At 67.0% G+C, this 24,646-nt stretch carries 16 protein-coding genes and 1 pseudogene; 14 read left to right on the top strand and 3 right to left on the bottom strand.

Annotated features, from left to right (window positions below):
- The first annotated feature begins 471 nt into the window (after positions 1-471).
- The 10 genes from KHZ24_09830 to KHZ24_09785 all read left to right on the top strand — a co-directional run bounded on the left by KHZ24_09830 (position 472) and on the right by KHZ24_09785 (position 13,703).
- Positions 472-1,428, top strand: a complete 957-nt coding sequence (locus KHZ24_09830; GenBank protein ID MBS5451486.1) for a fused MFS/spermidine synthase — start codon at positions 472-474, stop codon at positions 1,426-1,428.
- 184 nt (positions 1,429-1,612) lie between these two features.
- Positions 1,613-2,638 carry a hypothetical protein gene (locus KHZ24_09825; GenBank protein MBS5451485.1) on the top strand — a complete coding sequence of 342 codons (1,026 nt, stop codon included), beginning with the start codon at positions 1,613-1,615 and terminating at the stop codon, positions 2,636-2,638.
- Positions 2,639-2,810: 172 nt separating this feature from the next.
- Positions 2,811-3,845, top strand: coding sequence for a hypothetical protein (locus KHZ24_09820; protein ID MBS5451484.1), 1,035 nt, complete (start codon positions 2,811-2,813; stop codon positions 3,843-3,845).
- Complete coding sequence (locus KHZ24_09815; GenBank protein ID MBS5451483.1) at positions 3,845-6,910, top strand: hypothetical protein; 3,066 nt, start codon at positions 3,845-3,847, stop codon at positions 6,908-6,910. The genes KHZ24_09820 and KHZ24_09815 overlap by 1 nt, the downstream gene beginning before the upstream one ends.
- Before the next feature lie 103 nt (positions 6,911-7,013).
- On the top strand, positions 7,014-8,645 hold the full coding sequence (purH, locus tag KHZ24_09810; protein MBS5451482.1) for a bifunctional phosphoribosylaminoimidazolecarboxamide formyltransferase/IMP cyclohydrolase: 1,632 nt from the start codon (positions 7,014-7,016) through the stop codon (positions 8,643-8,645).
- A 771-nt stretch (positions 8,646-9,416) separates the two neighbouring features.
- On the top strand, positions 9,417-10,154 hold the full coding sequence (locus KHZ24_09805; GenBank protein MBS5451481.1) for a hypothetical protein: 738 nt from the start codon (positions 9,417-9,419) through the stop codon (positions 10,152-10,154).
- Positions 10,155-10,245: 91 nt separating this feature from the next.
- Positions 10,246-10,908, top strand: coding sequence for a hypothetical protein (locus KHZ24_09800; GenBank protein MBS5451480.1), 663 nt, complete (start codon positions 10,246-10,248; stop codon positions 10,906-10,908).
- 230 nt (positions 10,909-11,138) lie between these two features.
- On the top strand, positions 11,139-11,834 hold the full coding sequence (locus tag KHZ24_09795; protein ID MBS5451479.1) for an FMN-binding protein: 696 nt from the start codon (positions 11,139-11,141) through the stop codon (positions 11,832-11,834).
- Positions 11,835-11,940: 106 nt separating this feature from the next.
- Positions 11,941-12,624: a response regulator transcription factor gene (locus KHZ24_09790; GenBank protein ID MBS5451478.1), complete on the top strand. Its 684-nt coding sequence runs from the start codon at positions 11,941-11,943 to the stop codon at positions 12,622-12,624.
- Entirely contained in the window at positions 12,621-13,703 is a 1,083-nt protein-coding gene (locus KHZ24_09785; GenBank protein MBS5451477.1) for a sensor histidine kinase, read from the top strand. The genes KHZ24_09790 and KHZ24_09785 overlap by 4 nt, the downstream gene beginning before the upstream one ends.
- A 123-nt stretch (positions 13,704-13,826) precedes the next feature.
- Here the strand turns inward: KHZ24_09785 and KHZ24_09780 are convergent, their stop codons facing one another.
- Positions 13,827-14,372, bottom strand: coding sequence for a hypothetical protein (locus KHZ24_09780; protein MBS5451476.1), 546 nt, complete (start codon positions 14,370-14,372; stop codon positions 13,827-13,829).
- Positions 14,373-14,597: 225 nt separating this feature from the next.
- Between KHZ24_09780 and KHZ24_09775 the strand changes: the two genes are divergently transcribed.
- The 4 genes and pseudogenes from KHZ24_09775 (at position 14,598) to KHZ24_09760 (ending at position 20,528) form a co-directional block, all read left to right on the top strand.
- Positions 14,598-15,392, top strand: coding sequence for an ABC transporter ATP-binding protein (locus KHZ24_09775; protein ID MBS5451475.1), 795 nt, complete (start codon positions 14,598-14,600; stop codon positions 15,390-15,392).
- Positions 15,382-17,565 (top strand): ABC transporter permease, encoded by a 2,184-nt coding sequence (locus tag KHZ24_09770; GenBank protein MBS5451474.1) that lies wholly within the window; start codon positions 15,382-15,384, stop codon positions 17,563-17,565. Before KHZ24_09775 ends, KHZ24_09770 begins: the two co-directional genes overlap by 11 nt.
- A 626-nt stretch (positions 17,566-18,191) precedes the next feature.
- Positions 18,192-18,851, top strand: a pseudogene (locus tag KHZ24_09765) (dioxygenase).
- A gap of 732 nt (positions 18,852-19,583) precedes the next feature.
- Complete coding sequence (locus KHZ24_09760) at positions 19,584-20,528, top strand: AEC family transporter (protein ID MBS5451473.1); 945 nt, start codon at positions 19,584-19,586, stop codon at positions 20,526-20,528.
- A 397-nt stretch (positions 20,529-20,925) separates the two neighbouring features.
- Here the strand turns inward: KHZ24_09760 and KHZ24_09755 are convergent, their stop codons facing one another.
- On the bottom strand, positions 20,926-22,857 hold the full coding sequence (locus tag KHZ24_09755) for an FAD-dependent oxidoreductase (GenBank protein ID MBS5451472.1): 1,932 nt from the start codon (positions 22,855-22,857) through the stop codon (positions 20,926-20,928).
- A gap of 231 nt (positions 22,858-23,088) precedes the next feature.
- On the bottom strand, positions 23,089-24,126 hold the full coding sequence (locus tag KHZ24_09750) for a 2-keto-3-deoxygluconate permease (GenBank protein ID MBS5451471.1): 1,038 nt from the start codon (positions 24,124-24,126) through the stop codon (positions 23,089-23,091).
- Positions 24,127-24,646: the final 520 nt, after the last annotated feature.

The raw sequence follows: 24,646 nt of genomic DNA, 5'->3' as shown, positions 1-24,646 counted from the left end.
GCACTCGTGAATGCCGCGCTAGGTGCCACCTCCTCACGGCGGGGAAATCGCGGCGGGTTGACCCGGGGCCCACGTGATCCCTGCCCGGTACATCGCGCCCAGGGGCATACACGAGGGCGAATCCTGGCCACGCTTCGAGCATTTTGGGGCAGAGGCGCTCCCGTTGCGCGGGGTGTCGCGCGGCTCGGCGCCACGCGCTCCGTGCGCCCCGAGGCCCCGGCCGCTCTCTCGCGCATCGCTTCTGGCTGGCGGGGTATTTCGCGCTTCTCGAGCGGTACCGCTCGGCCGAACGTCGGGCATGGCTGCCATCGCCCCGACTATGCGCGGCAGCGGGCGAGCTCGCCCCTAGTCCGTCCTGAGATGTCCGACTTTTTCTGCCTCCCCGTTTCGCGATACAACGTGCGGCTTTCGTGGCAGGATGTGCTCTACGCCGGACGCCTCGCGCGTCGCCTCTTCACGAAAGGTGTCTCCATGCCCGGTTTCCTTCGCGTCATCCTCATCGTGCTTGCCGTCGTGGTCGTGCTTGTTGCCTTGCTCGTGCTGGTGCGCCGCCGCATGGCGCAGGCGGGCATCTATCTCACGCTGCGCACGAAGTTCGGCCCGGTGCTCATCTTCACGGTCGAGGGCGACGACGGCGAGCCGGTGCGCATCCTCAACGTCGGCGGCGTGTACCAGTCAGCCACATATCTGGACGACGACCGCGTCTACGACCTCGTTTTCGAGTACACGAAGCTGTACGACAAGATGTTCGAGGCACAGCCAGCGGCCGACGCCACGGGTCAGCGCCCGCTCGCGGTGCGCCGTGCGCTCATGATCGGCGGCGGTGGCTACTCCTACCCTAAGCACTTCATCAGCGAGCATCCCGAGGCGAGCATGGACGTCGTCGAGATCGACCCCACCATCACGGGGCTGGCCCAGCGCTACTTCTTCCTCGACCGCCTGTTCGCCGAGTTCGATCTCGACGAGACGGGCCGGCTCGGGCTCGTCTGCGATGACGGACGCGCGTTTCTCGAACAGCGGGCCAGCGCCGAGCCCTCAGATGCGCCGCGCTACGACGTCATCCTTAACGACAGCTTTTCGGGCAAGGAGCCCGTTGCGTCGCTGGCCACCGTTGAGGCGGCGCGCCTGGCGCACGCGTGCCTGAACGAGGGCGGGCTGTACATGACGAACGTCGTGTCGGCGCTGAGTGGCGAGCAGGGTCGGCTCATCCGAGCGGTCGTCGCCACGCTGTCCCAGGTATTCGCGCACGTGTACGTTATCCCCTGCGAAGACGAGGACGAGTTCGCCGATCGCGACAACAACATGGTCATCGCAAGTGACGGCCTCTACGACTTCCCCGGCGCCTGCGATGTTGCGCGCCTGAACGTGGGCCCGGACGACCCCGTGCTCACCGACGCGAACAATCCCGTGCTCGACCTCGCGAAATAACTGCTGGGCGGGTTGCCGCCTCTCAGCCGAGCGGCTGTCCACCGAGTCTGCGAGGCGCATCGGGCGCGGGGATTTCTTGCGCTGCCACCGCCCGGTCCTTTCTCGCTGGCGCTCTGCGCTACCCTTGCCCGCATCGAAAGCGGTCCGTAGCCCGTGGCAGGCGATTGGGAAGGGACGTGCGACCATGGCAAAAAAGCAGGGGAAGAGCCGGCCTGGCAAGGCTTCGAAGCGGGGGAGCGTCGCGGCTCTCGGCGCCCATCCCGAGCTCGACTTCCGCTCGGTCGTCGCGTACTTTGCCCAGCGCAGCGGCGAGCTCGACGGCGCGTACGGACGCTTCCTCTCCGAGGTCGATCCCAGCTCGGCAGCCCAAAACGACGCTGGCGCCCAGCATCGCCTCGCGCGGGCGTTTGCGGAGTGGTTCGTGTTCGACTATCACCTGGCAAACGATCGCACGCCGCTGGAGCACTTTGTCGTCTGCGCTCCCGCCAAGACGGATCGCGCCGTTGTCGAGCTGTTCCGCCAGGTTGCCGCGACGCAGTTTTTCTCTCTGTTTTGGGTGCGCTCCATCGACGCTGCCGCCAAGACCGTGACGTTGGAGGACCTCTGCGGCGGCGCGACGTACGCTGTGTACGACGCCCGCCTCAGCAGCTCGCTGCGCGCACCAGGAGGTCTCGTCGCGCTGCGGCTGGCGCAGGCCGCAGGGGAGTGGCGTTGCCCCTGGGAGGCCGCCCTGTATCGCGAGGGCCTCGAGGAGGGGCGCTTCGGCGACGCTGTTGCCCGCCTGGCCGAGATGGGCCGTCGGGTCGACCTCATCGACATCCTGCACCTGACGTTCGGCTCCGCAGGGGACGGCGCGCCAGCCGATCCTGCGCGCACGACGGCGGATGCGGGCAGCCCGGGCATCGATGTGCCTCCCGAGCAGCGGGCCGCATACCTTGCGCGCTGCCAGGAGTCGTATGAGCAGCTCGCCCGCGCGCACGGGCTCACCGTGGGTTGGGGCGACATCGTGCGCGCCATCCGGACGTGCCCGGGCGATCGCGTGGCGCACGACGTCGTCGAGCAGCTATTCGGCGCGGACGCCTCTGCCCTCGGCCACGTCGACGACGACACGTTCGCCCAGCTCATGGGTGCTTTCCTCGGCGCCTGGAACCTCGTGCCGCACAACTATCTCGACGGCAAGTCCCCCGCCGAGGTCTATCAGGGTCGATAATCAGGGGAATAGCCGGGGACGAGACGTTGCCGTGCGTGGGTTTGGGGTATGGGAAACGGGAGGGCGGCGAGTGGGTAAGATATCCAGTCGCGGTCTTGGGCGGCGCCTGTTACCGGTGGCGCCCAGTGCCTCGCCGAACCTTTGCCGTCGGATGTGAGAGAGGAGGGCCCTCGTGTCCCGTGCTGATGAACAGGACGCCTCGCTGCGCCGAGACGCCGCGCCGGACCATGCCGAGCCGGCCTCTCCCGCAGGGACGGATGCCTCGCTGCCCGATGGCGCCGTCGGTGGTGCCCCCCAGTCTGACGGCCTTTCCGGTAAGCTCGCTGACGGGCGGGAATCTCTGACGAACGCCGTTGTGGGCCGAGAGCCCGACGTGACAGATGTCACCGGCCTTCGCCCTGACGGGTCTGTCGCCGATGTGTCGAGCCTCGATGCACCGGTTTTCCCCGTCCCATTGGCTGCGGGCCATGGCCCTTCCGACACCGAGCCGGAGCGTTCTTCTGATGCCGAGGCCCCTGAGGGCTCTGCCGCTCCGTCCTACACCTTCGAACCTGCGTCGCATGGCGACTTGCCCTCCCTGGACGCTTCCGATATTTGTGCGGCCGCCCCTCTTGACGCGCCCGTGCCCTGTGCTCCGGTGAGCTTCCCCGTGCCCCCACCTTTCCCCGAGGTCTTGCGCCCTCGGGTGCTGCTCGGCAACTTGATCGCACGCGAAGGGGTTTCGCCTGCGGGGCAAGCCTCGCCGCCGCACGCCGCCGGCCAGGAAGCGATGCCTGCCGGCGAGCCTGCGAGTTGCAGCGACGCAGCGGCTCATGCGCCCGAAAACTCGACGACAGAGCTCGCGGACACTGCCGACCAGGTGGGCGACACTGCCTCCGATGCCCCCACGGCCTCTCGACCCGGAGACGCCGGGATCGCCCGCCCGTCGGGCACCCCCGCCGTGCGCGGAGGCCGCGCCTGGCTTGCCGCAGCGCTTACCGTGCTCGCCGTAGGCCTGCTGGCGGCGGCGATCGTCCTGCCTGGGCCCTGGCAGGTCTTCGCAGCGTGCGCTGTGGGCGTCGCTGCCGTTGCGGGGTTGCTCGCCGGGCGTGCCGCGCTGGCGGGAGGCCTGTCTGCGGCGGCCTATCGCACCGTGCAACTCGTGCTGCTCGTCGTCACGCTGGCGTGCGTGGTCATGCAGCTATCCGCCTACCTGGAGGTCGCGTGATGACCGAGCTCTCCGGATCGTCCACCCTTGAGCCTGAGCCCGGTGACGGTTCGCGCTTCCAAGGGGGGGACGCATCCGCACCCGACGACGTCAAGCTGACGATGTTCGAGGATCTGCCCGGCGCTCCTGCGGGCAAGCTCTACGGCTATGCGTCGGGAAACCTGCCGCTGCCCCCGGGCGGGCTGGCCTACGTCATCGAGCTGACGGGTGCCCCTGCCGATGCGGAGGAGCCTTCTGGCGCGGCGGCTTCCGAGCCGTCGGATGATCTTTCTGGCCTGCGCATCGTCGGCTATGTCGATCGCTACTCGCGGGCGTTTTCTGTTGACGGCATGCTCCCCATGCCTCCTGCCCAGCAGGCCGAGCTGCAGCTTCTCCGCTATGCCGACCGTGACGACGGCGCCGGATGCGTCGAGTTGCCCAGCCCGCAGCCCGACGGGGAGCCGTGGCGCGTTGCCGAGTTCGTTGCGCGGGACGACGGCGCGACGAGCGCGGTGACGTTCACCGATGCCCGCATTGAGCTGGGCGAGAGCACGCGCGGCCGCGCCCTGCCGCTCGCGCACGCCGTGAGCCTGGCGTTTCTCGCCTTCGTCTATCTGCCGCGGCAGCGAGGGGAGCGTCTCTCCGCGCTCGGCGTGGCTGACATGCTCGATCACCTGCGCTCCGAGACGCTGTTCGACGCAATCGACCACATGGTCGGCGACGTTGACGCCGCGCTCGCGCAGCCGCTCGTCTCGCCTCCCGGTCTGTTGATCTACGTCGCGCGGGCGCTGCGTGCCGCCGGGGCCGTTGGCCTGACGGCGGCCAGCCTGGCGCCTCAGACGTCGCCGGCTGCGGGACTGCCCGACGTGACGGGACTGACGTGGGCATCGGGGGGCTCCCTTACGACGTCGCCGCTACTGCCTGGCCTGTTCGTGGCGCGCATGGACTCGCCCGAGCCGCAGGTTAACCTCGTGCGCACCTCCGAGTATGCCAACCTGTTCTACGTGGCGTTCAACCGCGCGCAGGTGAGCGACGACGGGGCACGCGCCCTGCTCGAGATCGAAGGCATCCTCAACAGGGCGCTCTTCATGGCGAGCCGCCTTGACGGGGTGGGCGCTGTCACTGCAGCGACGGCCCAGCAGTGTGCTGAGCTCGACCGCTGGATCATCGAGGACATCCTGGCTCAGGGCATCACTCTGGTGAACGACGCTGGCGCCTCGGTCGCAGCCCCGGAACGTGTTGACGCCTCGACGGAGCTCGACGTGCGCCTGGCGTTCGCCCGTGCTTGCGAAAGCCTGCGTGTGCCGTACCGACTCGACTATCGCTTCCGCTACGACGCCGCCCGAGGCGCGCTGTCCGTGGATGTCGACGCGCCCGACGCTGCCATCATGCCGCGCGAGTTCTGGGACGATGCCGCGGGCTCCTGGGCCGAGCGCTCGGCTGACGAGCGCGCCGCCGACGTGACGCGCTACGCGTTTCACCTGGTGATACTCGTGGCCTGCGCGGCCTTCGCCTGCTCCGATCGCGTGCAGCGCGTCATCATCAACGCGTGGGGTGGTCCGTTCGGCGCAGGTGAGGACGGCGCGTGCCTGCTCTCGGCCGGTTTCAACCGCGTGCCGTTCCTGGCCACCCTGCGGGGGGATGCCGTCGCAGGCGCCCCCGAGCCTGCGGGGCAGCTTGCCCCCGGAGGCGCCGCCGAGCCCGCCGACCAGCCCTCTTCTCCGGATACCGCCGAGCCCACGGCCGCTGGCATGCCCGCCCCTGCAGTCGCCGCCGAACCTGCGGGCCCATCCGATGCCCAGCCTCCCGTCCGCTCGCTCGCCGAAGCCGACCCGAGCACGTTCGTGCACAAGTTCGCCCACGCATATCGCCTTGGCGAGCATGCGGAGCTGCTGCCTGTGCGCCCCCTCGCCTCGCTCGATGACGAGGCCGCGCTGCCGCCGCATGCTGCCGACAACATCGAGACGGACGAGCGCCCGTTCTCCGAGAAGGCCGCGCGCCTGCTCCATGCCCAGCGCATCTGCGACATGGGCATCTACGAGGACGCGCCTCGCGGCTCTCTCGCGGAGACGGCGCTTGCTGCCTTCGAGCACGACGACCTGTCCGACGTGCTCGCCGTGATCCGCGACATGCACGACCGCACGGAGAACATCCCGGTGCGCGAGGCGTGCCTGCGCGTCAGCGAAGGCATCGCGTCGGGGGCCATCACCGCAGACTCGGGGGACACGCTCAAGGAGATGTTCTCCGACGTGTACGGCTTGAAAGCTGGCCTGCGCGCGGCGACGCGGCGTGCGGCGCGCAACCCCATGGACGCCGTCGCGGCCCTTGAGTCGCTGGCGCTGCAGGTTGACGAGCGTGGCTGGTTTGCCGACACGCCGACGCGCGTCTATCGCTACTTCGACTGCTACGCCTCGCGCACGCTGTACGCGACCCATTGCGCAGATTCGCTCGACGGCGGTCGTGACCTGCGACTCTGTGCCGACGAGCACTTCCTCATCCACCATCGCCTCGCCTCGCTGCTCAGCGACTCCATCGAACACGCCGAGGAGGCCATCGCCCACGGCAGGCGCTGCGTGGAGATCGCGCCGTCCGTCGCGGCCTCGTATCTGCGCCTCGCCCGCTGCTACTTCTGTGTGTTCGACTACGAGTCCGAGATCAACGTGCTTAACCGCATGCTGACCATCGCCTGGAACCCCAACGACGTCGGCATGGCCCTGTACTGGCTGGGCTACGCCTACTGGATGACGGATCGCAAGCGCCTGGGTCTGGCGTGCTATCAGCGCAGCGTCGCCTTCGATCGCAACCTCGCCGAGCCGTGCAGCGCCGAGGTGACGGAGTTTCTGCGCAAAGACGGCATGCGCCACGAGCTCATCAGCGACGACGAGGCTCGCGAGCTGTTCCGCCAGGGCGGCGTCCCGCTGGGCCAGGTGCAGCTCAACGCCGAGGCTCTCGTCCGCGCGGCGGGCCACGCTGCCGACGCCGGCTCGTTCCGGCTCGCACAGAACCTGCTGGGCTCCGCCTCCGTCATCCTGCGCGACGACGCTCTCGCCCCCGTTCTGGATTCTTACGGCTCGGGAACGGATTAGCCTGCGCTGCGGCGTGTTGCGCGGTACCCTTGCATATGTGGTGGAAAAAATGCTTCCGTACCCGCAAGCCATGTCCGTTTGACGAGGGAGAAAGGATTCGCTCATGGGCAACCCGCGTATCGCTCGCGCGCTCATCTCGGTGACCGACAAGACCGGGGTCGTCGAGTTCGCCAAGGCTCTGGAGGACGAGTTCGGCGTCCAGATCATCTCGACCGGTGGCACGGCCAAGGCGCTCGAGGCCGGCGGCGTGAAGGTGGTGCCCATCGAGGAGTTCACCGGCTTCCCCGAGATGATGGGCGGCCGCGTCAAGACGCTGCACCCGCGCGTGCACGGTGGCCTTCTGTGCCGTCGCGACGACGCCCAGCACATGGCCGACGCCCAGGCAAACGGTATCGACATGATCGACCTCGTCGCCGTCAACCTCTACGAGTTCGAGAAGACCGTCGCCAAGCCCGACGTCACGTGGGCTGACGCCATCGAGCACATCGACATCGGCGGCCCCTCCATGCTGCGCTCCGCTGCCAAGAACCACGAGAGTGTCACCGTCGTGTGCGACCCGACCGACTATGCTCGCGTGCTCGAGGAGATGCGCGCCAACGACGGTGCCACGACGCTGCCGACGCGTAAGTGCCTCGCCGCAAAGGTCTACACGACGACGGCTGCGTACGACACGGCCATCTCCACGTGGCTGAATGGCCAGCTCGCCGGGGCAGATGCCGAGCCGGTTGAGCCCGAGGCGTTTGAGCCTCCCGCCGCCTTCGACCTGCATCTCGAGAAGGCCCAGGACCTGCGCTACGGCGAGAACCCCCACCAGACGGCTGCCGTCTATCGCTTTGCCGACGACTTCGCCGCGCTCGGCTCCTCGAAGAACCCGCTTGTGGGCGCCAAGCAGATCCAGGGCAAGCCGCTCTCCTACAACAACCTGCTCGACGCCGACGCCGCCTGGAACGCCGTCCGCGAGTTTGACGAGCCTGCTTGCGTGATTCTCAAGCACCAGAACCCCTGCGGATCGGCCGTGGCCGCCAATGCTACCGAGGCATACGACCGTGCGTTTGCTTGCGATCCCAAGAGCGCGTTCGGTGGCATCATCGCCGTGAACCGCGAGGTCCCACTCGAGCTCGTTGAGCACTTTGCCGACGTCAACAAGCAGTTCGTCGAGGTCATCATCGCGCCCAGCTACACGCCTGAGGCCCTGGAGCGCCTCGAGAAGCGCGCCAACCTGCGCGTCCTTGCCACGGGCGGCGCCGACGGCCACGCCCGCCTCGAGATGCGCTCCATCGATGGCGGCATGCTCGTGCAGTGCGTCGACACGGTGAGCGAGGACCCGGCGACGTTCACCGTTCCGACGAAGCGCCAGCCCACCGAGGCCGAGATGGCGGACCTGCTCTTCGCGTGGCGCGTCGTGAAGTCCGTCAAGTCCAACGCCATCCTCATTGCCAAGGACTGCGCCGGCATCGGCATGGGGCCCGGCCAACCCAACCGCGTCGACTCCGCCCTGTTCGCCTGCCAGCGCGCCGAGGCTGCTTGCGAGCGCATGGGCGTGGAGGCTAGCGGCTTCGCCTGCGCGTCCGACGCCTTCTTCCCCTTCCGCGACAACGTCGACGTGCTGGCGGCCCACGGCGTGACAGCCATCATCCAGCCCGGCGGCTCCGTCCGCGACGAGGAGTCCATCCAGGCGTGCGACGAGTATGGCATCGCGATGGTGTTTACTAATCACCGTCACTTCCGCCACTAGCCTGCGGGGCGCCGTGGCACCCGATCTCGCCGCTCCAACCCTCGTCGCGTATGCCATACGCGTCCTCGGGCTTGTCGCCGGCGACCTCGGGCACCACGGCGCCCTTCGGCGTGCGTGTGCCTAAAAGGCACTCCATCTGCGGCGTTGGGCCGGGGCTCACGTAGCGTTTAGTACGCTACGCCCCGGCCGCCTTGCATTTGGGGCACCGTGCGCGTCCGCGGGGCGCTTCCTTCTCGCGCCCGATCTCGCCGCTCCAACCCTCGTCGCGTATGCCATACGCGTCCTCGGGCTTGTCGCCGGCGACCTCGGGCACCACGGCGCCCTTCGGCGTGCGCCCAAGAGGCGCCCTTCCCCGACGCCCGACGCGCCCCCTCGGGACCTTCCCTTCGCCCCGGCCTGTCTCTTCCTCGCCGCACTGCACAAAAACTCGTCTAGTGCACGTCTCTTGGAGCGCGCGTTCCCAAAATGAGGCGAAGTGCAGGTTTCTTCGATCTGCCGCGCGTGAGGCCGCGCTATTTCCGCAGGGCGCCAAGGCTTACTCGGCATCGATCCGCCTAAAAAGCCTCGCGCGAGGGCCAAGAAACGTGCACTTGACGCGAGTCCGTGCTGCCCCCACCCCAAAAGACGTGCACTTAACGCCATTCTATGCACACCGCTGCTGTGGGCGCCGTGAGGTCTGTGCCAGCCGAGGCTTGGGCGACGTCTTGCCTGGGCATACTCGCTGTAAGGATCCCGGTTCTACGAGGGAGACGCTCTCGGCAGGAGGCGAACATGGCATCGCGCTGGCAAGACAAGTTGACGGGCGCTGCGGACGCGGCTGCTCGCGGGGTGGGCAAGGCAGCCCGCGTCGTGCACGGCGTGGCGACGTCGCCTGAGGCGAAGCGTGCTGGCGCGGCCACGGTGCACGCGGTGGGTACCGTCGTGCGCAAGGCGGTTCCCGTCGTGCAGGATGCCGCGCGCAAGGCCGCCCCCGTCATCAAGCAGGCGGCGGAGAAGGCCGCCCCCGTCGTAGAGCGAGCCGCCGCCCAGGCGGGACATGCTGCCCACGAAGCCGCCACCCGCGTGCGTGATGGCTATCGCCAGGCTGCGCGAGAGCGTGCGCTGGGCGGGGCCGCACAACGCAGGGGCGCCGGCGCCGAGGCGCAGACGGAGGATTCCGCGCCCTCTCGCGCAGATGGGCGCCCACGCGTGTCGGTCAACGAGGCCACGGGCCAGTCGGTCGAGACGGAGGTCTACGTCATCAACGACGACGGCTCGCGCGACTACGACGTCTTCCCCCACGACAATCCCACTAGCTCGATGGGCCCGCTCGCTCGCCGCATCGCGGGCTTGATGCTCGTGCTGGCAGGCATTCCCATGCTCGTGCTGCCCGGTCCCGGCCTCGCCGCCATCGCCGCGGGCCTGGCTCTGATGGCAGGCAAGACGCTTGCAAGTCCCAAGAAGCCGCCCACCAGCGGTGGGTCGTCAACGCCTCCCGCAGGTACAAGCGCGACGCCACGCCCCGAATAATGCGATAATGCGCCGGCGCATCCCCATCCGGCAGGCAGGCCGGTACGGGCTCGCTTCCGAGCGCCCTGAACCGAAAGGACGGAATCACCCCATGGCCGAAAGCATCCCCGAGGATCTGTTCGCTGGCGAGCCGGTCATAGAAGCGCGCTGGCGTCTCCAAAACGGTGCGCTCCCGCTCAAGAACCGCCATCTGCGGGCCCTTGCGGCGCGCGATGTCTCGAGCGCCCTGGTCTCCTGGGCTCACCAGCATCTCGAGTGGACGCTGGCCGAGGGCGCCATGGAGCAGCCCAACGGCGTACTCGTCCTCGACGTCGACGCCGAGGGCCGTGCCATCATGTCCATCGCACCGTTCGAGCCGCTCCCGCCCATGTCGGCCGCCCTCCTGCTCGATCGCATCGCCGGCACGGAGGGGGACGCCGTCGAGCCCGAGACGGTCTGGACGTGTCGTACGGGTCGCCTCTACGTGCTGTCCGACGAGGGCAAGCCCCTGTCGGGCGCCAACTCGCTCGCCGTCGACCTCGCGCGGACGCTTCACCTCGAGCCGGTGTTTGAGGGGCATGCCGGCGTGTCCGATGTCCTCGGCCGCCTTGCGCCGGCTGACGAGTGCTTCCTTGTCTCGGACGAGTTCGGCGTCGTTGCGGCGGCGGATCACGACGGGCCGATGGCTCGCGAGCTCGCGACGTGCTACGCCAAGCTGCTCGCCACCGCCAAACCCGACCGCATGGGCCAGGCGCTCGGACGCCACCGGGCATAGCTTCGCCTGCCTCTTCGCACGCGACGCCTACACCAAAAACCCACGGCTGTGTATTCTCGATGGCACGCCTCCGAAAAAGGGGGCGTCACCACATCTGCTCCGCACGCTCCCTTCACGATGGACGGCATTAACGCCGCCAAGCGCGGCTCGCCCTGGCCCGGACGTGCCGTGCGGCGATCAGGTGCGCGCTCGCCTTGTGCGGCGCGGGGGACGGAAGAGGCGGGTGAGCAGTGAGAGCATCGCGTGTTGCGTGTGCAGGCCTTGGCCTCGTTCTTTCGTGCACGATGGTCGCCGGCGTGCTTTCCGGATGCTCCTCCGCGCTTGCCGGCGGCACGTCTCGTCCGACGTCCCAAGAGGCGCTCTCTGCTCCTGAGGCTGGATGGAGCGCGCTCTCTGACGGCGCCGTGCCGGATATCCAGGGCACCTCCTCGACCCAGGATGCGCTTCAGGCCTCCGAACGCCTCGCTGCGGGCTCCTCCGATTGCCTATCCTCGGTGGATGGGAAGACGTCCTCGTCGAGCGGCTCCGACCTCAGCGATCCGCCCTCCTCGAGCCGGGCGAACGCGCCACGCTCGTCGGCTGTCGCCTCGTCTGCGATGGTGCATCCTGTGTCCTCATCGTCAGATGCGGACAACCTGAGCTCGCAGGGCGACTCCCCCTATCGCGACGGCACGTACTACGCGAGCGGCGAGGGCAAGTTCGGCGAGCTCCCCGTCGTCGTCATCATCAAGGACGGCGTCATCACGCGCATCAGCCTGGGCGCCAACGAAGAGTCGGTCGTCATGGTCGAGCGCGTGCGTTCCGAGCTCGTCGAGCAGATCATCGAGACGCAGTCGACCGACGTCGACGTCATTGCCGGCGCCACCGTCACGAGCGAGGCGCTCATCTCCGCGGTGAACGAGGCCCTCGCGCGCGCCAGTAAGTAGCGGTCCTGGCCCTCAGGTCCCGGCTGCGCTTCGTGCCCCGCGCCTCGCAGGCGTATGATGGACGGGCTCGTGCCACCCATTGGCGCCGTCTTCGAGGAGGCCTTACATGGCGCGCATCTATGTCGTCGAGGACGACCCCACCATCTGCGGCGAACTCACGCGCCTGCTGCAGCGCAATGGCCACATGACGACGAGCGCGACGCGCTTCGACCACCTCGTCGACGACATCGTTGCGGCGGCCCCCGACCTCGTGCTGCTCGACCTCTCGCTGCCGGGCACGGACGGCCAGTACGTCTGCCGCGAGCTGCGCCAGGTCTCGAGCGTGCCGGTTATCGTCGTCACGAGCCGCACGACGGACCTCGACGAGCTCATGGCCATGACGATGGGCGCCGACGACTTCGTGAGCAAGCCTTACAACGGCCAGGTGCTCATGGCCCACATTGACGCGCTGCTGCGCCGAGTGCAGGGCGCCCAGGAGCAGGGGCGCGTCCTCGAGCACAACGGCGTCTCGCTTGACCTGGCTCGCTCGCAGGCCACGTGCACGAAGGGCCCGCGCGCTGGTGCCTCTGTCGAGCTCACGAAGAACGAGCTGCGCATCCTTGCCATGCTCATGCGCCACGCGGGGCGGATCGTCTCGCGCGAGGACCTGATGTGCGAGCTTTGGAACTCCGACGCCTTCATCGATGACAACACGCTGACCGTGAACGTGAACCGCCTGCGTTCGACGCTGGGCGGCATCGGCGTGACGGACTACCTGACGACGCACCGCGGCCTGGGCTACTCCGTATGAGCCCGCTGAGCTGGCTGCGCGGTCGGGCCATCCCCATCGTCGTGTGCCTGGCGGGGCTGGCGGCCCTCTACGTCATGCTGCGCATGGTGGCGCTGGGCGCGGAGCTCGCGCTGCTGATCACGCTGACGGTGCTGCTGTTCTTCGTCGTGGCGGCCGCGCTCGACTTTGTGCATGACCATGCGTTCTGGCGCTCTATGCGCAGCGTGGCAAACGGCGAGGGGCCGGACGTTCTCGTGAAGGCCGACAACGTCGAGCGGCCCGACTCTCCGCATGCCCAGATCGCCGCTGACGCCCTGGAGGCCGTGACGCACGCGGCGAACGCTGAGGTGGCAAACGCGCGCCGGCGGGAGACGGAGCACCGCGAGTTCGTTGAGGCGTGGGTGCACGAGGTCAAGACTCCGCTTGCTGCCGCGGAGCTCCTCATCGAGAACGCGCGCGAGCAGGGTGGGGGAGATCCCGACAGCGTGAGGCTGATGCGCTCCCTGTCGCGCGAGCTCGCCCGCATCGACGGCTTCGTGGAGCAGGCGCTGTTCTTTGCGCGGGCCACGGCCGTCGATCGCGACTATCTCGTGCGCTCCTGCGAGCTGCACGGCATGGTGGGCGACGCGGTGAAGAGCCGGGCGCATGCGCTCATCGAGGCGGGCGTTGCCGTCGAGATGGAGGGTCTCGAGCACGAGGTGTTTGCCGATCCCAAGTGGATGGGCTTCGTCTTGGGGCAGCTCATCGACAACGCCATCAAGTATCGGCGCGCCTCTGGGTCGGTGGGCGACCTTGCCGAGCGCCCGCGCCTGCTTTTCAAGGGAGCCTCCCACGACGAGGGCCGCGCGACGGAGCGCGTCACGCTCACGGTGCGCGACAACGGCTGCGGCATATCGGCGGCCGACATCGGGCGCGTGTTCGACAAGGGCTTTACCGGCGAGAACGGCCGTACGCACGCCAAGTCGACCGGCATCGGTCTCTACCTCGTGCGCCAGCTCTGCGAGAAGATGGGCCTCACCGTGGAGGCGTCGAGCGCCCCGGGCGCCTGGACGGCCATCGACATCACGTTCCCCACAAACCGTATGCAGCTGTTCGAATAGGGCGCCGGCCCCTCTGCCGGGTTGCTTTCACATGGTGTATCATGGAGCCAACGCCGCCCCTTGCGAGGGGTTGGAAGCCGGAGCCGGATTACCCGTGTTTCACGGGGCCCGGCTCCGACGTCTTTATAGCCTTGCTTGTAGAATGGCCAGCTTTTCCGAGATCTTTGCCCAATTATTCTCTGCGCATATGAGCCCAGTCTTTCCTTCGAGCTCGATTTCGGCAAATGCCCCGAGAATCTGGTCAGGAACCCAGAGCGTTTCGTCGTCAGAGCCCCTGCGGTGATCAATCTCAATTTCAGAGACAGCTCCGCTTCTGCGCAGCGAGAGAAGCAGCTCGATGTCGCGGCTGTCATTGAGTCTGCCGCGGCTCTCGAGAATCAGAAGGGATATCCCCTTCGTCTCAAGTGCGGGCAGAAGAACCTCAAGGCATTTCCTGCGACCCCGTTCCTGTTTCTTGCCGGGCAGGTCATTTGCCACGATGAGTGTATGAAGCATGGGAAGACGAGAGAGTGCCTGGATGGATTGCCGCTTGAGTCGAGCATCCATATCCATCCAATGCAGCTTGCTCGCCCCCTTTGGCTTGATGCGTTCGAACTCAGCCAGATCAAGCTCATAGCCAGGCTCGGGCCAGCTGGCTGCCAGCAGGTACGATGGCGGGCTGAGCGACATGCGGATGCTTTCGTCACCCCAAGCGGTAGGTTCGGTCAACTTTCCTCCCCACATGTTGAAATGCGTTCCATAGTAGGGAGGCAAGGGCGCTGGCGCAACGCCTTCTTGCTCGCGCCCTTACCTTTCACGTTCGTAAGCGAGACGCAAGCGCAATCGATGGTCTTGCGCCGGGCTCTCCGGCATCCTTATGCTCATACCGAAACGCGTGAGAAAGGAATGCCAGCCATGCCAGCGGTTCTCGAGGTCATCAACGTCGACAAGGCATACGGGAGTGGGAGGGGCCGCGCGACCGGCGGCTCGTCCGACAGCGTGACCCACGCGCTCAACGGCGTCTCCCTGCGCGTCGAGCAGGGCGACTACCTCGGCATCATGGGCCCGTCGGGGTCGGGCAAGTCGACGCTGCTCAACTGCATCTCCACGATCGATCGTCCCACGAGCGGCCAGATCCTCATCAACGGCACGGACGTCGCCCGCATGTCCGCCCGCGCCTCGGCCGACTTCCGCCGCGAGCAGCTCGGCTTCGTCTTCCAGGACGCCAACCTGCTCGACACGCTCACCTGCCGCGAGAACATCGCGCTGCCGCTGTCCATCGGCCGCGTCCCCGCGCGCCAGATTCGCGAGCGCGTCGAGGCCATCGCCGCGACGCTCGGCATCGAGCAGGTGCTCGACAAGTATCCCTACCAGGTCTCGGGCGGCCAGGCCCAGCGCGTCGCCGCGGCCCGTGCCATCGTGACGGATCCCAAGCTCGTGCTTGCCGACGAGCCCACGGGCGCTCTGGACTCCAAGAACGCCAAGCTGCTGCTCGAGTGCTTCGACATGCTGAACGCCAAGCTCGGCGCCACGATCGTCATGGTGACGCACGACTCGTTCGCCGCAAGCTACTGCCGTCGCGTTGTGTTCATCCGTGATGGCCGCGTGTTCACGGAGGTCGTCCGCGGCCAGGCGACGCGCAAGGAGTTCTTCGACCGCATCATGGAGGTCGTGGCGATGATCGGCGGTGACGGCGCCGATGCTCTTTAAGCTTGCCTGGGGCAACGTCCGCCGCTCGTTTCGTGACTTTGCCATCTACTTCGTCACGCTCGTGCTGGGCGTGGCTGTGTTCTACGCGTTCAATACAATCTCCGACCAGGCGGACTTCCTCTCGCTCGAGTCCACGAGCGAGATGATCAAGGGCCTGGCGGGCATCCTGTCGGGCGTGACGATCTTCCTCGCCATCGTGCTCGGCTTCCTCATGGTGTACGCCAACAACTACCTCGTGCGTCGTCGCAAGCGCGAGCTCGGTCTCTACCAGGTGCTCGGCATGCGCCCGGGCCAGGTGGCGCGTGTGCTGACGCTCGAGACGCTCATCGCCTCCGTCGCGTCCTTCGTCGTGGGCATCGTCGTGGGCCTCATCCTGGCGCAGCTGCTTGTGTTCGTGACGGCGGCGCTGTTCCAGGACCACGTGACGTACTTCGCGTTTCGCTTCTCTCCGAGCGCCCTTGGGCTGACGCTGGGCTGCTTCGTCGTCATCTTCGCGGTCATGCTCGTCATGAACCTGTTCACGCTGCGCCGCTCCAAGCTCATCGACCTCATGGGAGCCGATCGCGTCAACGAGGCCATCAAGGTGCGCAGCGTGCCGGTCATGGCCGTCGTGTTCGTCGTGGGCCTCGCCCTCATTGTCTGGTCGTACGTGCGCCTGCTGCGCGACGGCCTGCCTATCACAGATGCTAGCTCGGACGCCGGCACGCAGTTCACGATCACGACCGTCATGGTCGTCGTCGGCACGATCCTGTTCTTCTATGCGGTAAGCGGCTTTCTGCTCAAGGCGACCCAGGCCGCCCGGGGCTTTTACTGGCGCGACCTCAACGCCTTCACGATGCGCGAGCTCAACGCCAAGATCAACACGACGTCGATCTCGATGGCCGTTATCTCGATGGTGCTATTCCTTGCCATTACGAGCGTGACGGGCGGCCTGTCCATCTGCACGACGCTCATGGACAGCATGGAGTCCCACACGCCCTACGACGCGAGCATCTCGAGCGTCTACTACGAGCCTGATATCGTGCCCGAGGGGACGATTAACCCCGAGGGCAAGCCCGAGGCGGCGCCTACCGAGCCCGTTGACCTGGCGAAGGCTGTGGCGGAGCAGGGCGTGGACCTCTCGAGCGTCGTGGCGAAGATGGCGCAGGTTGACATCTACTCGTCGGAGAACCTTGTTGAGCCGGGGATGCTGACGGTGCAGTGGATGATGCGGGTGAGCGGTGCGTCGCTGGCGGGCCAGACCCCGGAAGAGGTGGGCGACGGCACGAGCGACTACGACGACGGCCGGCCGATGCTGCTCATGGGCCAGACGCAATACAACGAGATGCGCGCGCTGCAGGGTCTCGAGCCCGTCGACCTAGGCGAGGACGGCTGCTTGTTCTCGACGGACAGTGGCGAGTCTCTGGCGGACTTCTTCCGCGCGGCGGTGCGTGCTGGCGCACGGCCCGTCGTAGCAGGACGCGAGCTGCACCCCGTGGGTGATGGCGTCGTTTCGGGCGCGGAGGCGTGCTTCATGACGAGCTCGATGGGCATGAACGGCGGCACGCTCATCGTGCCTGATGACATCGCCAGGCAGGGGCTTCCTTATGGCAGCTACCTCAACCTCATGTATGCGGACGGCGTCTCGGAGGAGCAGGCCGAGGCGGTGCTCAGCGAGGTGCAGGCTGACTATTCAACGCGGCTCTACAACGACGAGGGCGTGGACGTGGGCCGCATGAACATCCTGGTGTCGAGGGCCGATGCCTACGAGACGACGAACTCGACGTCGGGCCTTGTGAGCTACCTGGCCATCTACATCGGCTTCGTGCTCGTGATCGCGTGCGCCGCCATCCTGGCGATCCAGCAGCTCTCCGGGGCGAGCGACGCGACGGGCCGCTACCGGCTGCTCGGCGAGCTTGGTTGTCCCGAGCGGCTCATGTATCGCGCGCTGCTGCGCCAGACGCTGCTGTACTTCGTGGCGCCGCTGCTCGTGGCGCTGGCCCACTCCGTCGTGGCGCTGCACGTGGTGACCGACGTCGTGGCGCTGTTCGGCCACATGGACATCACGACGCCGGCGCTGATGTCGGGTGGTGCGTTCGTGCTCGTGTACGGAGGCTACCTGCTCGTGACGTACCGCGTCTCGCGTGGTGTCGTGCGAGCCGGCGTTGCCCAGAGGGCACTGCGCCGCGAGTAGCGAGGCATAGCGAGTGACCTGCGGGCCGGGCGCTTCCGAGGTTGGGGCGCCCGGTTTCGTTTTTTGCGGGATGGGGCGTGCGAGCCCAGGCCCTCCTCTGGAGTAGGTGGCCCCGATTTTCGGTTGTGCCAGGTTTTGCAAAATGGGGGTCTGAGAACGGGCGCGATTTGCGGCTATGCAAGGTTTGCGGGCCTGGTTATGCCTCGCAGGCTTGGGGCGCCTCGAGAAACCCGCAGGTAGGAGGGTTGTGCGTAGCGTAGGTCTTCCGCCCTGCGCACGAGGGCTCCGCACAAACCTCGCACAACCGTAATCCGCGCCCATTTTTAGACCAGACTTTTGCAAGACCTAGCACACCCGAAAAAACTGGCCAGACTTCAGACGCTGAGAGGCCGCTTTTGCTTACACGGTGATGACGTGGAGGAGGAAGAAGACGAATAGGTTCTGGGTATCATAGGGAGGCTTTTGTGCCGGTGGGAGCTGGCAGGGCCTCTTTTCGGCGACAAAGCTGCAGGTTGATGGGTGCTCGGTCCGTGCTGATCGATGCGCCCAGGCTGGACTCCGAGCTCTCGCGCCCGCTCCCTGGCGTCCGCATCGCCCGAGGTCTCCGAGACGCCGAGGAGGTTGTCATGAGCACGGCAATCGAACCAGTGCACATCGAGGGAAGGCTCAGCTCATCGGCAGCCCGCGTGCCTGAGGAGATCGGGGGCTGCACCGGCATCGTCGTGCGCGGCCACCGCATCCGCTCGTTCGCCTACTCCACCGACGTCGCCGTCATCCACAACACGAATGCCGATGCCATACTCGCGGTGTATCCCTTCACGGGGCACCCCATGATCACGCAGGCTATCCTCTCTGTCGCGAAGGCCCCGGTGTTCACCGGTGTTGGCGGCGGTACGACTACGGGCCAGCGCGTCGTCGAGCTGGCGATGTTTGCCGAGATGCAGGGGGTCATGGGCGTCGTGCTAAACGCGCCGTCGACGGTTGAGACCGTGCAGCACGTGGCGACGATCGTCGACATTCCCGTCATGGCGACCATTACTCAGTGGGACGACATCGCCCGGGCGAAGATCGAGGCGGGCGCGCGCATCATCAACGTGGCCGCGGCCCGCGAGACGCCCGATGTTGTGCGGCAGATTCGCGAGGAGTACCCCGACCTGCCTGTCGTGGCGACGGGCGGTACGAAGCCATCGTCCATCCTGAGCACGATCGAGGCCGGCGCGAATGCCCTGTCCTGGACGCCGCCGTCGGCTCAAGAGCTCCAGGGCGCCATGATGGATCGCTACCGCGACGATCCCGAGTTCACTTCCGGCGGGGCGCACGGTGGCGAGGAGGCCGCGGGCTCCGTCTCCGCCGTCCATCCCGTCACGAAGCTAAGTTCTTGGCTCGCCTCCAAAGGCATGTAACCCCTGGGGCGACGGGGCAGGCCATCTGCTGCGTTAATCGGCGGCTTACGTATGTCCAATACGCTGCGCCGCCGATTGCCTTGCATCTGGCCCACCCCGTCGCCCCAGGGGCGGTCGCTTCTCATCGCGGCACCCCATCTGCTGCGTTGGGCCCGGGCTTGCATCTGGGGCACCGTGACGCGCCCGGCCGGCGGCTCTGGCTCGCATGGCACCTGACGCGCTGATCCTCGGCTCACGCAGTAAATACGCTTCACCTTGGCCCGCCTTGCATCTGCCGTGCCGCGGCCTCGCAGGGGCGAAGGTTTTGCGGGCCATCTGCTGCGTTAATTCGCGCGTGTCGCCGCCGGCCAAGCGAGGTCGGTGTCCCCTGCCTCTTTGTGACGCCACGGCGTGTCCGGGCCTCATCGATTGTGCGCGCCGGGCGGGTTGGGGTACGATTGCCGGCGCCGAGCGGGCCGAGGGTCCGCCCTTGAGCGGGGGAGATGCTGCTGCGGTCCATGCGTGCGTTGCGGGGCAATCACACGCACCGCGCCGGCGGCCCGGAACGCGTGACGTGGCGAGCGCGGACCTGTCAATGCGACTCCTTGCCCCGCGATAGCGCGAGAGCTGCTCCCGATGGACTTCCTGCATATCCTTTCCCAGATGCTCGTGCTGTGCGTTCCGATCGCCGTCGGCTTCGTGGCGCGCAAGCTCGACTTTCTGAGCGACGAGCTCGGCAGCGCCATCTCGCGCCTCGTCCTTAACGTCACGCTGCCGTGCCTGCTCATCGCCTCGGTCGGCTCGACCGGCGAGCTTCCCAACCCGTCCACCGTGCTCGCGCTTGTTGGCGTGGGCACGCTTGGCTATCTCATCGCCATCGCCGTCGCGTATCTGGCGCCGCTGCTCATGCGCGCCCCGCAGGCGGAGGCGGGCGCGTATCGCTTTATGATCACGTTTGGCAACGTGGGCTTCATCGGATATCCGGTCGTCTCAGCGATATTTGGACCACAGGCGCTCATTTACGCCGCCATCGCCAATATCCCGTGCAACCTGTTCATGTATTCGCTGGGCATCGCCATGGTGCGCGGCGGAGGCGAGGGCACGCGCCGGCTCCCGCTGAAGAGGCGACTGCTCCGCATGGCAAAGGACGTCGTCAACCCGACGTTTGTCTCGAGCGTCGTGCTGCTTGTGCTCGTGTTGCTGGGCGTCAACAGCCTGGGGATTCTCGGCGATGGCCTCGAGGTCGTTGGCAACTTTACGACGCCCGCGGCCCTGCTTGTCGTCGGCTCGTCGCTGGCCCAGTACGACCCGCGCTCCATCTTCACCAACTGGCGCGCCTACGTGACGGCGGCGTGCCGCCTGCTTGTCGTGCCGCTGGCGATGCTCGTGGCGCTGGGCCCGCTGCTGACCGACGATCTCGCCCGCGGCGTCCTCATCGTGAGCTGTGCTATGCCGGTTGCGAGCAACGGCGTCCTGTTCTGCCTGCTCTACGGTGCCGACGTCAAGCCGATGATGCAGGGCACGTTCATCTCGATAGCCGCCTCCGTCGCCACGATCCCCCTCGTCGCGATGCTCGTGTAGCTGCGCGGGATTTCTCGGAGGACGCATTCGGGCCGAAGGGATGATCTGCACCTTTAGGGCCCTTTCGTGGCCAAGAATGTCCCCCGTGAACGCCCCTATTCGAAAGACGTCACTAGCTAGGCTTGAACTTCTTGAAGGATCTTAATCGCATCCATCCTTTCGTGATCCGTTCCCTCACTTTTCTGTAGGCTGTTACATTTCGGGCTCGCTACTTCCTCAAGCAGCCCCATGCACGACTCGCTTTCTTGTCCGTCTAGCTTTCGTCGGCTTTCAAAGCCCGCAGACTTCGGCTGCGCAGGTGGTTCGGTTTCGCGACCCACTTCTCGCGCCACGAAAAAAGGGGCCGCCCGCCACCTTCGGCAGACGGCCCCGCGTGGTTCACGCTATCTCGGACGCCTTACTCGGCTGCGGGGGCCAGGCCCACGCTCGCCAGGTCGGTGTTGATCGTGTCGGCCATGATGTAGCCGAACGCCATCGCCGCGTCGAAGCCCATCTTGTAGTTGGCGCCGTCCTTCTCCTCGACGGAACCGCACACGTCGCCGGCGGCGTACAGACAGCCGATGATGGAGCCGTCCTCACGCAGCACGTGCGTGGCCGTGTCGATGGCCAGGCCGCCCGTCGTCAGATAGAACGTCGGTAGCACCTTGATGGCGTAGATGCCGTCGCGCGTCTCGATGTAGGGCACGCGCTTACGGCCCCACTCGTCAGGCTCGCCGGTGAGTGCCACCTGGTTGTTCTTCTCGATCGTCGCCACGAGGTTCGGCAGGTTGAGCTCCTCGGCCGCCTGCTCGACCGTGTCGAAGTGCTGTACGAGGCCGCGGTCGAAGATGGCCGCGTACGTGTCGAACGCATACGTGTCGTTCTTCTTTGTCGTGACGGCGGCCGCCTCGTCGAAGATGTGATAGAACGTCGCCTCGTTGGCCGGATCCATGAGCGCGCGGGCTTGCATGCCGTGGTTGTCGCTCGTGATGTTGCCGAACTGGTCGCCGTTGACGTTCACCATGATGCCGGGCGTGGTCTGGTACAGGAACGCCAGCTCAAAGAACGAGCCGTCGCTGCCGTCGCTCGACAGGAACGCGCCGAGGTCGCGGTCCATGCACTCGGTGTAGCCGCCTACGGAGATGCCCAGCTCGATGCCGTCGCCCGTCGAGCACGGCGAGCAGTTGAACGTGTAGTCGGCGTACTTGGGGCTGTACTTGGCGAGCATCTCCTTGCTGGCGCCGTAGCCGCCCGTGGCGAGCACGGTGGCGTTGGCCCCGACCGTCCACGTCGAGCCGTCCTTGCCCTCGGCCGTCACGCCGATGACGACGCCGTCCTCGCGCTGCGTGATGCCCGTGACCTTCGTGCCGTAGATGATCTGGCCGCCGAGCGCGCCCACGCGGTCGACGAGGAACTCCATCGCGTAGCCGCAGCCGCCCTCGTAGCAGCCGGGGGCGAGGTAGGGCGTGATGCCGTACGCCTTGTTGACGCCCATCGTGTAGAAGCCGACGCCGATGGAGTGCAGCCAGTCAACGAGCTTGCCCGACGTGTGGTACATGGCCGTCTGGAAGGGCATGGCCCCGTTGTAGATGTCGTGCTCGGGGTTCACGTAGTTGGCGAGCAGGGCGAGCATGGCGTCGACGTTGAACATCGGGTTGTCGTCGAAGCGGCCCAGGGCGTAGTTGGCCTGGAGCTGCGAGCCGGCAGCCGCAACGCCGCCGTACGTCATGCCCATGGAGCCGCCGGGGATGTCCTGCTTCTCGAACAGCATGACGCTGTAACCCATCTCGAGCAGGCGCGCTGCGCAGATGAGGCCCGACGTGCCAGCGCCCACGATGACGACGTCGCAGACGGCCTCCTGAGGCGTTCCGCCGGACGGCGCGGAAACCTCGGCGGCAAAGTCTTTCGAGGAGTCGCCGCCGGCCATGTCGATGGCGTCCTTAACGGCGCGCTTGATGGCCATGGACGTCAGCGTGGCGCCGGTCATGGCGTCGACGTTGACGCTCTGGGCCTCGACGATCTTGGCGGGCAGCTGCTCGCACGGATACGTGCCGACGCCGACGGTCTCGTCGTTGCGCAGGCAGCGGCACGAGGCGATGGCGCCGCCGGCAAACGTCGTCTCCATGTAGATATAGTTCTCGTGGCCAAGGGCCTTCGTGACGTACTTGCCGTCCTGGACGCCCTGCCCCTTTGCGCCCGCCTCGACCTTGGCGTCGGCGGAGGCGTCTTTGGTGGAGCTGGCGGCCTTCTCGCCGGCGAGCGCCGTGGCGCCCATAGCGGCGAAGCTTGCCCCGGCAGCGACGGCGCCGGCAGCCTTCACGAAGTTCCTGCGATCCATATCAAGAGCCATGCGAGCCTCCTTGTCCCGGTCGTCCCTTCGACCGGCTCGATTGCGATGCGCGGGCGACGTGTCAGACCGCCGTATGGCAGGCGGCGCATCCTGGCATAGCGCCTCATTCCTTTATCGCACGAATGGCTGGCGGCCGCATCACCGAAAGCTGGTTAGCGAGTCGGGGAAATCGAGTATGGTGGCTCTGACCTGCCCGTTTTCGACAATCTCGAAAATGGTTCCCGAAAGGGGTTACGCCGCGTGCCCAGCTGGGCTCTCGAGACCCTCGGCGCTGCCGTTCGCTCGGTCTCGCCCCCGAGCGGCCTCGCCGCTCTCCGCAAGCCCGTCCGTGCGCGGCGCCCCGTTGCGATGGGCGACGAAGTGGGCGATCACCGGCGTCAGAAACGTCGTCGCGAACATGGCCATGGCAAGCTGGCTGATGGCCCCGTCCACGTAGGGGAGATACACGGCGGAGCTGGCGGCCGCCATCGTGTGGAACGACACGGCAATGCCGGCGACGGAGCAGGTGGCGATGCCCACGTGGCCGGGGCGGTGCAGCGCGAGGCGCTCAAACGCGTAGAGGGGGATGGCCGACAGCGCATAGAACGCGACGACGAGGCCCACGCCCTGCACGAGCTGCCCGGCGGCCGTTCCCAGGTCGACGAGCGAGCCGAACTGGAAGCCGAAGAACGGGATGATGCACGAGCTACCGCCCTTGAACATCTCCCGGAAGCGGGCGTCTGCGTTGCCGAGCGCCAGCCCAAGCGCGAGGGGGATGCACGTCGAGGCGAGCCCCATCCAGTCGACGCCGGCCCCGCTCGTTCCGCTGAGCAGCAGCAGGGGCAGCGCGGGCATTGAGACGAGCATGAACACGCCGAACATCGCGTACTCGGCGACGCCCCCGTACGGCTTGACCGTCGCGAGGAACAGCACGGCGTTGCAGGAGGTGATGGCCACCGTGAACGCCAGGAAGCTCACGCCGCCCACGCCGTCGAGGCCGAACAGCGCGAAGTACAGGGCCGCCAGCGCGTAGGCGACGACCATCTTGAACGCGAGCGTGGGCAGGATGCTGCGCAGGACGGGCCGGATCTGCCCCAGGGCGAGCTGCGTCCCGGTGAAGAACAGCATCATGCCGACGCACACCTGCATGCCCTCGGACGTGAACAGCATCTGCGTCGGGTTGCCCACCTGCAGGACCTGAGGGCAGAACGTGTGGATGAGCGCGCCGATGAGCGTGGGGACGAGCATCGTGCCGGCGGGGATCTTCTGGATGGCGTCGTAGAGCTTCATGGGCACCTTTTGATGGGGGGCGGAATCGTGCGGCCCGTATAGTACGACGGGTTTGGGACGGCGAACTGCGCGTTTCACCTGCTGATCCGATCCCCTCGAAACGACCGGGGTTCGGGCCCGCCGCCGCCCGACCGGATGCGACATTGCGCCACGGGCGTTCCCAATCTGTGGGCGACCAGCGCCTCAGTTGCGTACAATGGAGAGCTATTACATACAGCGCGGGTAGGGGGCAGTGCGTGACGAATAGGGTGATCGGGGGAATAGAGCTGGCGCTGGGCTTCGGCCTGTCGCGGACGGTCATATCCAGCGCCTACGCCACGTCGTTCGGGGGCGGGGCCGAGCCGAGCGTCGGCTTCGTGTCGTCCACGGGCTTCGCGCTCGCGGCGAACGCCCTCGGCGTGCTCTGGGTGCTCGCGTCCATCTGGCTGAGCCTGCGCGGCGCTTCCGGAGCCCGGCCGGGTGCGAACGACCGCACGACCCTGGGCCACCCGCTGCTGCTCGTGACGTATGCGGCGAGCCT

The organism is Coriobacteriia bacterium (assembly GCA_018368455.1).
Classification (GTDB): domain Bacteria; phylum Actinomycetota; class Coriobacteriia; order Coriobacteriales; family UMGS124; genus JAGZEG01.
The sequence above is the reverse complement of the archived record's forward strand: the minus strand, read 5'-3'. Positions and strand labels throughout refer to the sequence as shown.

Coding starts and splice junctions, on each gene's coding strand:
- KHZ24_09785 (MBS5451477.1), top strand. CDS start 12,621: ATGAGCCCGCTGAGCTGGCTGCGCGGTCGGGCCATCCCCATCGTCGTG.
- KHZ24_09755 (MBS5451472.1), bottom strand. CDS start 22,857: ATGGCTCTTGATATGGATCGCAGGAACTTCGTGAAGGCTGCCGGCGCC.
- KHZ24_09760 (MBS5451473.1), top strand. CDS start 19,584: ATGGACTTCCTGCATATCCTTTCCCAGATGCTCGTGCTGTGCGTTCCG.
- KHZ24_09750 (MBS5451471.1), bottom strand. CDS start 24,126: ATGAAGCTCTACGACGCCATCCAGAAGATCCCCGCCGGCACGATGCTC.
- KHZ24_09815 (MBS5451483.1), top strand. CDS start 3,845: ATGACCGAGCTCTCCGGATCGTCCACCCTTGAGCCTGAGCCCGGTGAC.
- KHZ24_09800 (MBS5451480.1), top strand. CDS start 10,246: ATGGCCGAAAGCATCCCCGAGGATCTGTTCGCTGGCGAGCCGGTCATA.
- KHZ24_09770 (MBS5451474.1), top strand. CDS start 15,382: ATGCTCTTTAAGCTTGCCTGGGGCAACGTCCGCCGCTCGTTTCGTGAC.
- KHZ24_09825 (MBS5451485.1), top strand. CDS start 1,613: ATGGCAAAAAAGCAGGGGAAGAGCCGGCCTGGCAAGGCTTCGAAGCGG.
- purH (MBS5451482.1), top strand. CDS start 7,014: ATGGGCAACCCGCGTATCGCTCGCGCGCTCATCTCGGTGACCGACAAG.
- KHZ24_09775 (MBS5451475.1), top strand. CDS start 14,598: ATGCCAGCGGTTCTCGAGGTCATCAACGTCGACAAGGCATACGGGAGT.
- KHZ24_09780 (MBS5451476.1), bottom strand. CDS start 14,372: ATGTCGCTCAGCCCGCCATCGTACCTGCTGGCAGCCAGCTGGCCCGAG.
- KHZ24_09790 (MBS5451478.1), top strand. CDS start 11,941: ATGGCGCGCATCTATGTCGTCGAGGACGACCCCACCATCTGCGGCGAA.
- KHZ24_09805 (MBS5451481.1), top strand. CDS start 9,417: ATGGCATCGCGCTGGCAAGACAAGTTGACGGGCGCTGCGGACGCGGCT.
- KHZ24_09830 (MBS5451486.1), top strand. CDS start 472: ATGCCCGGTTTCCTTCGCGTCATCCTCATCGTGCTTGCCGTCGTGGTC.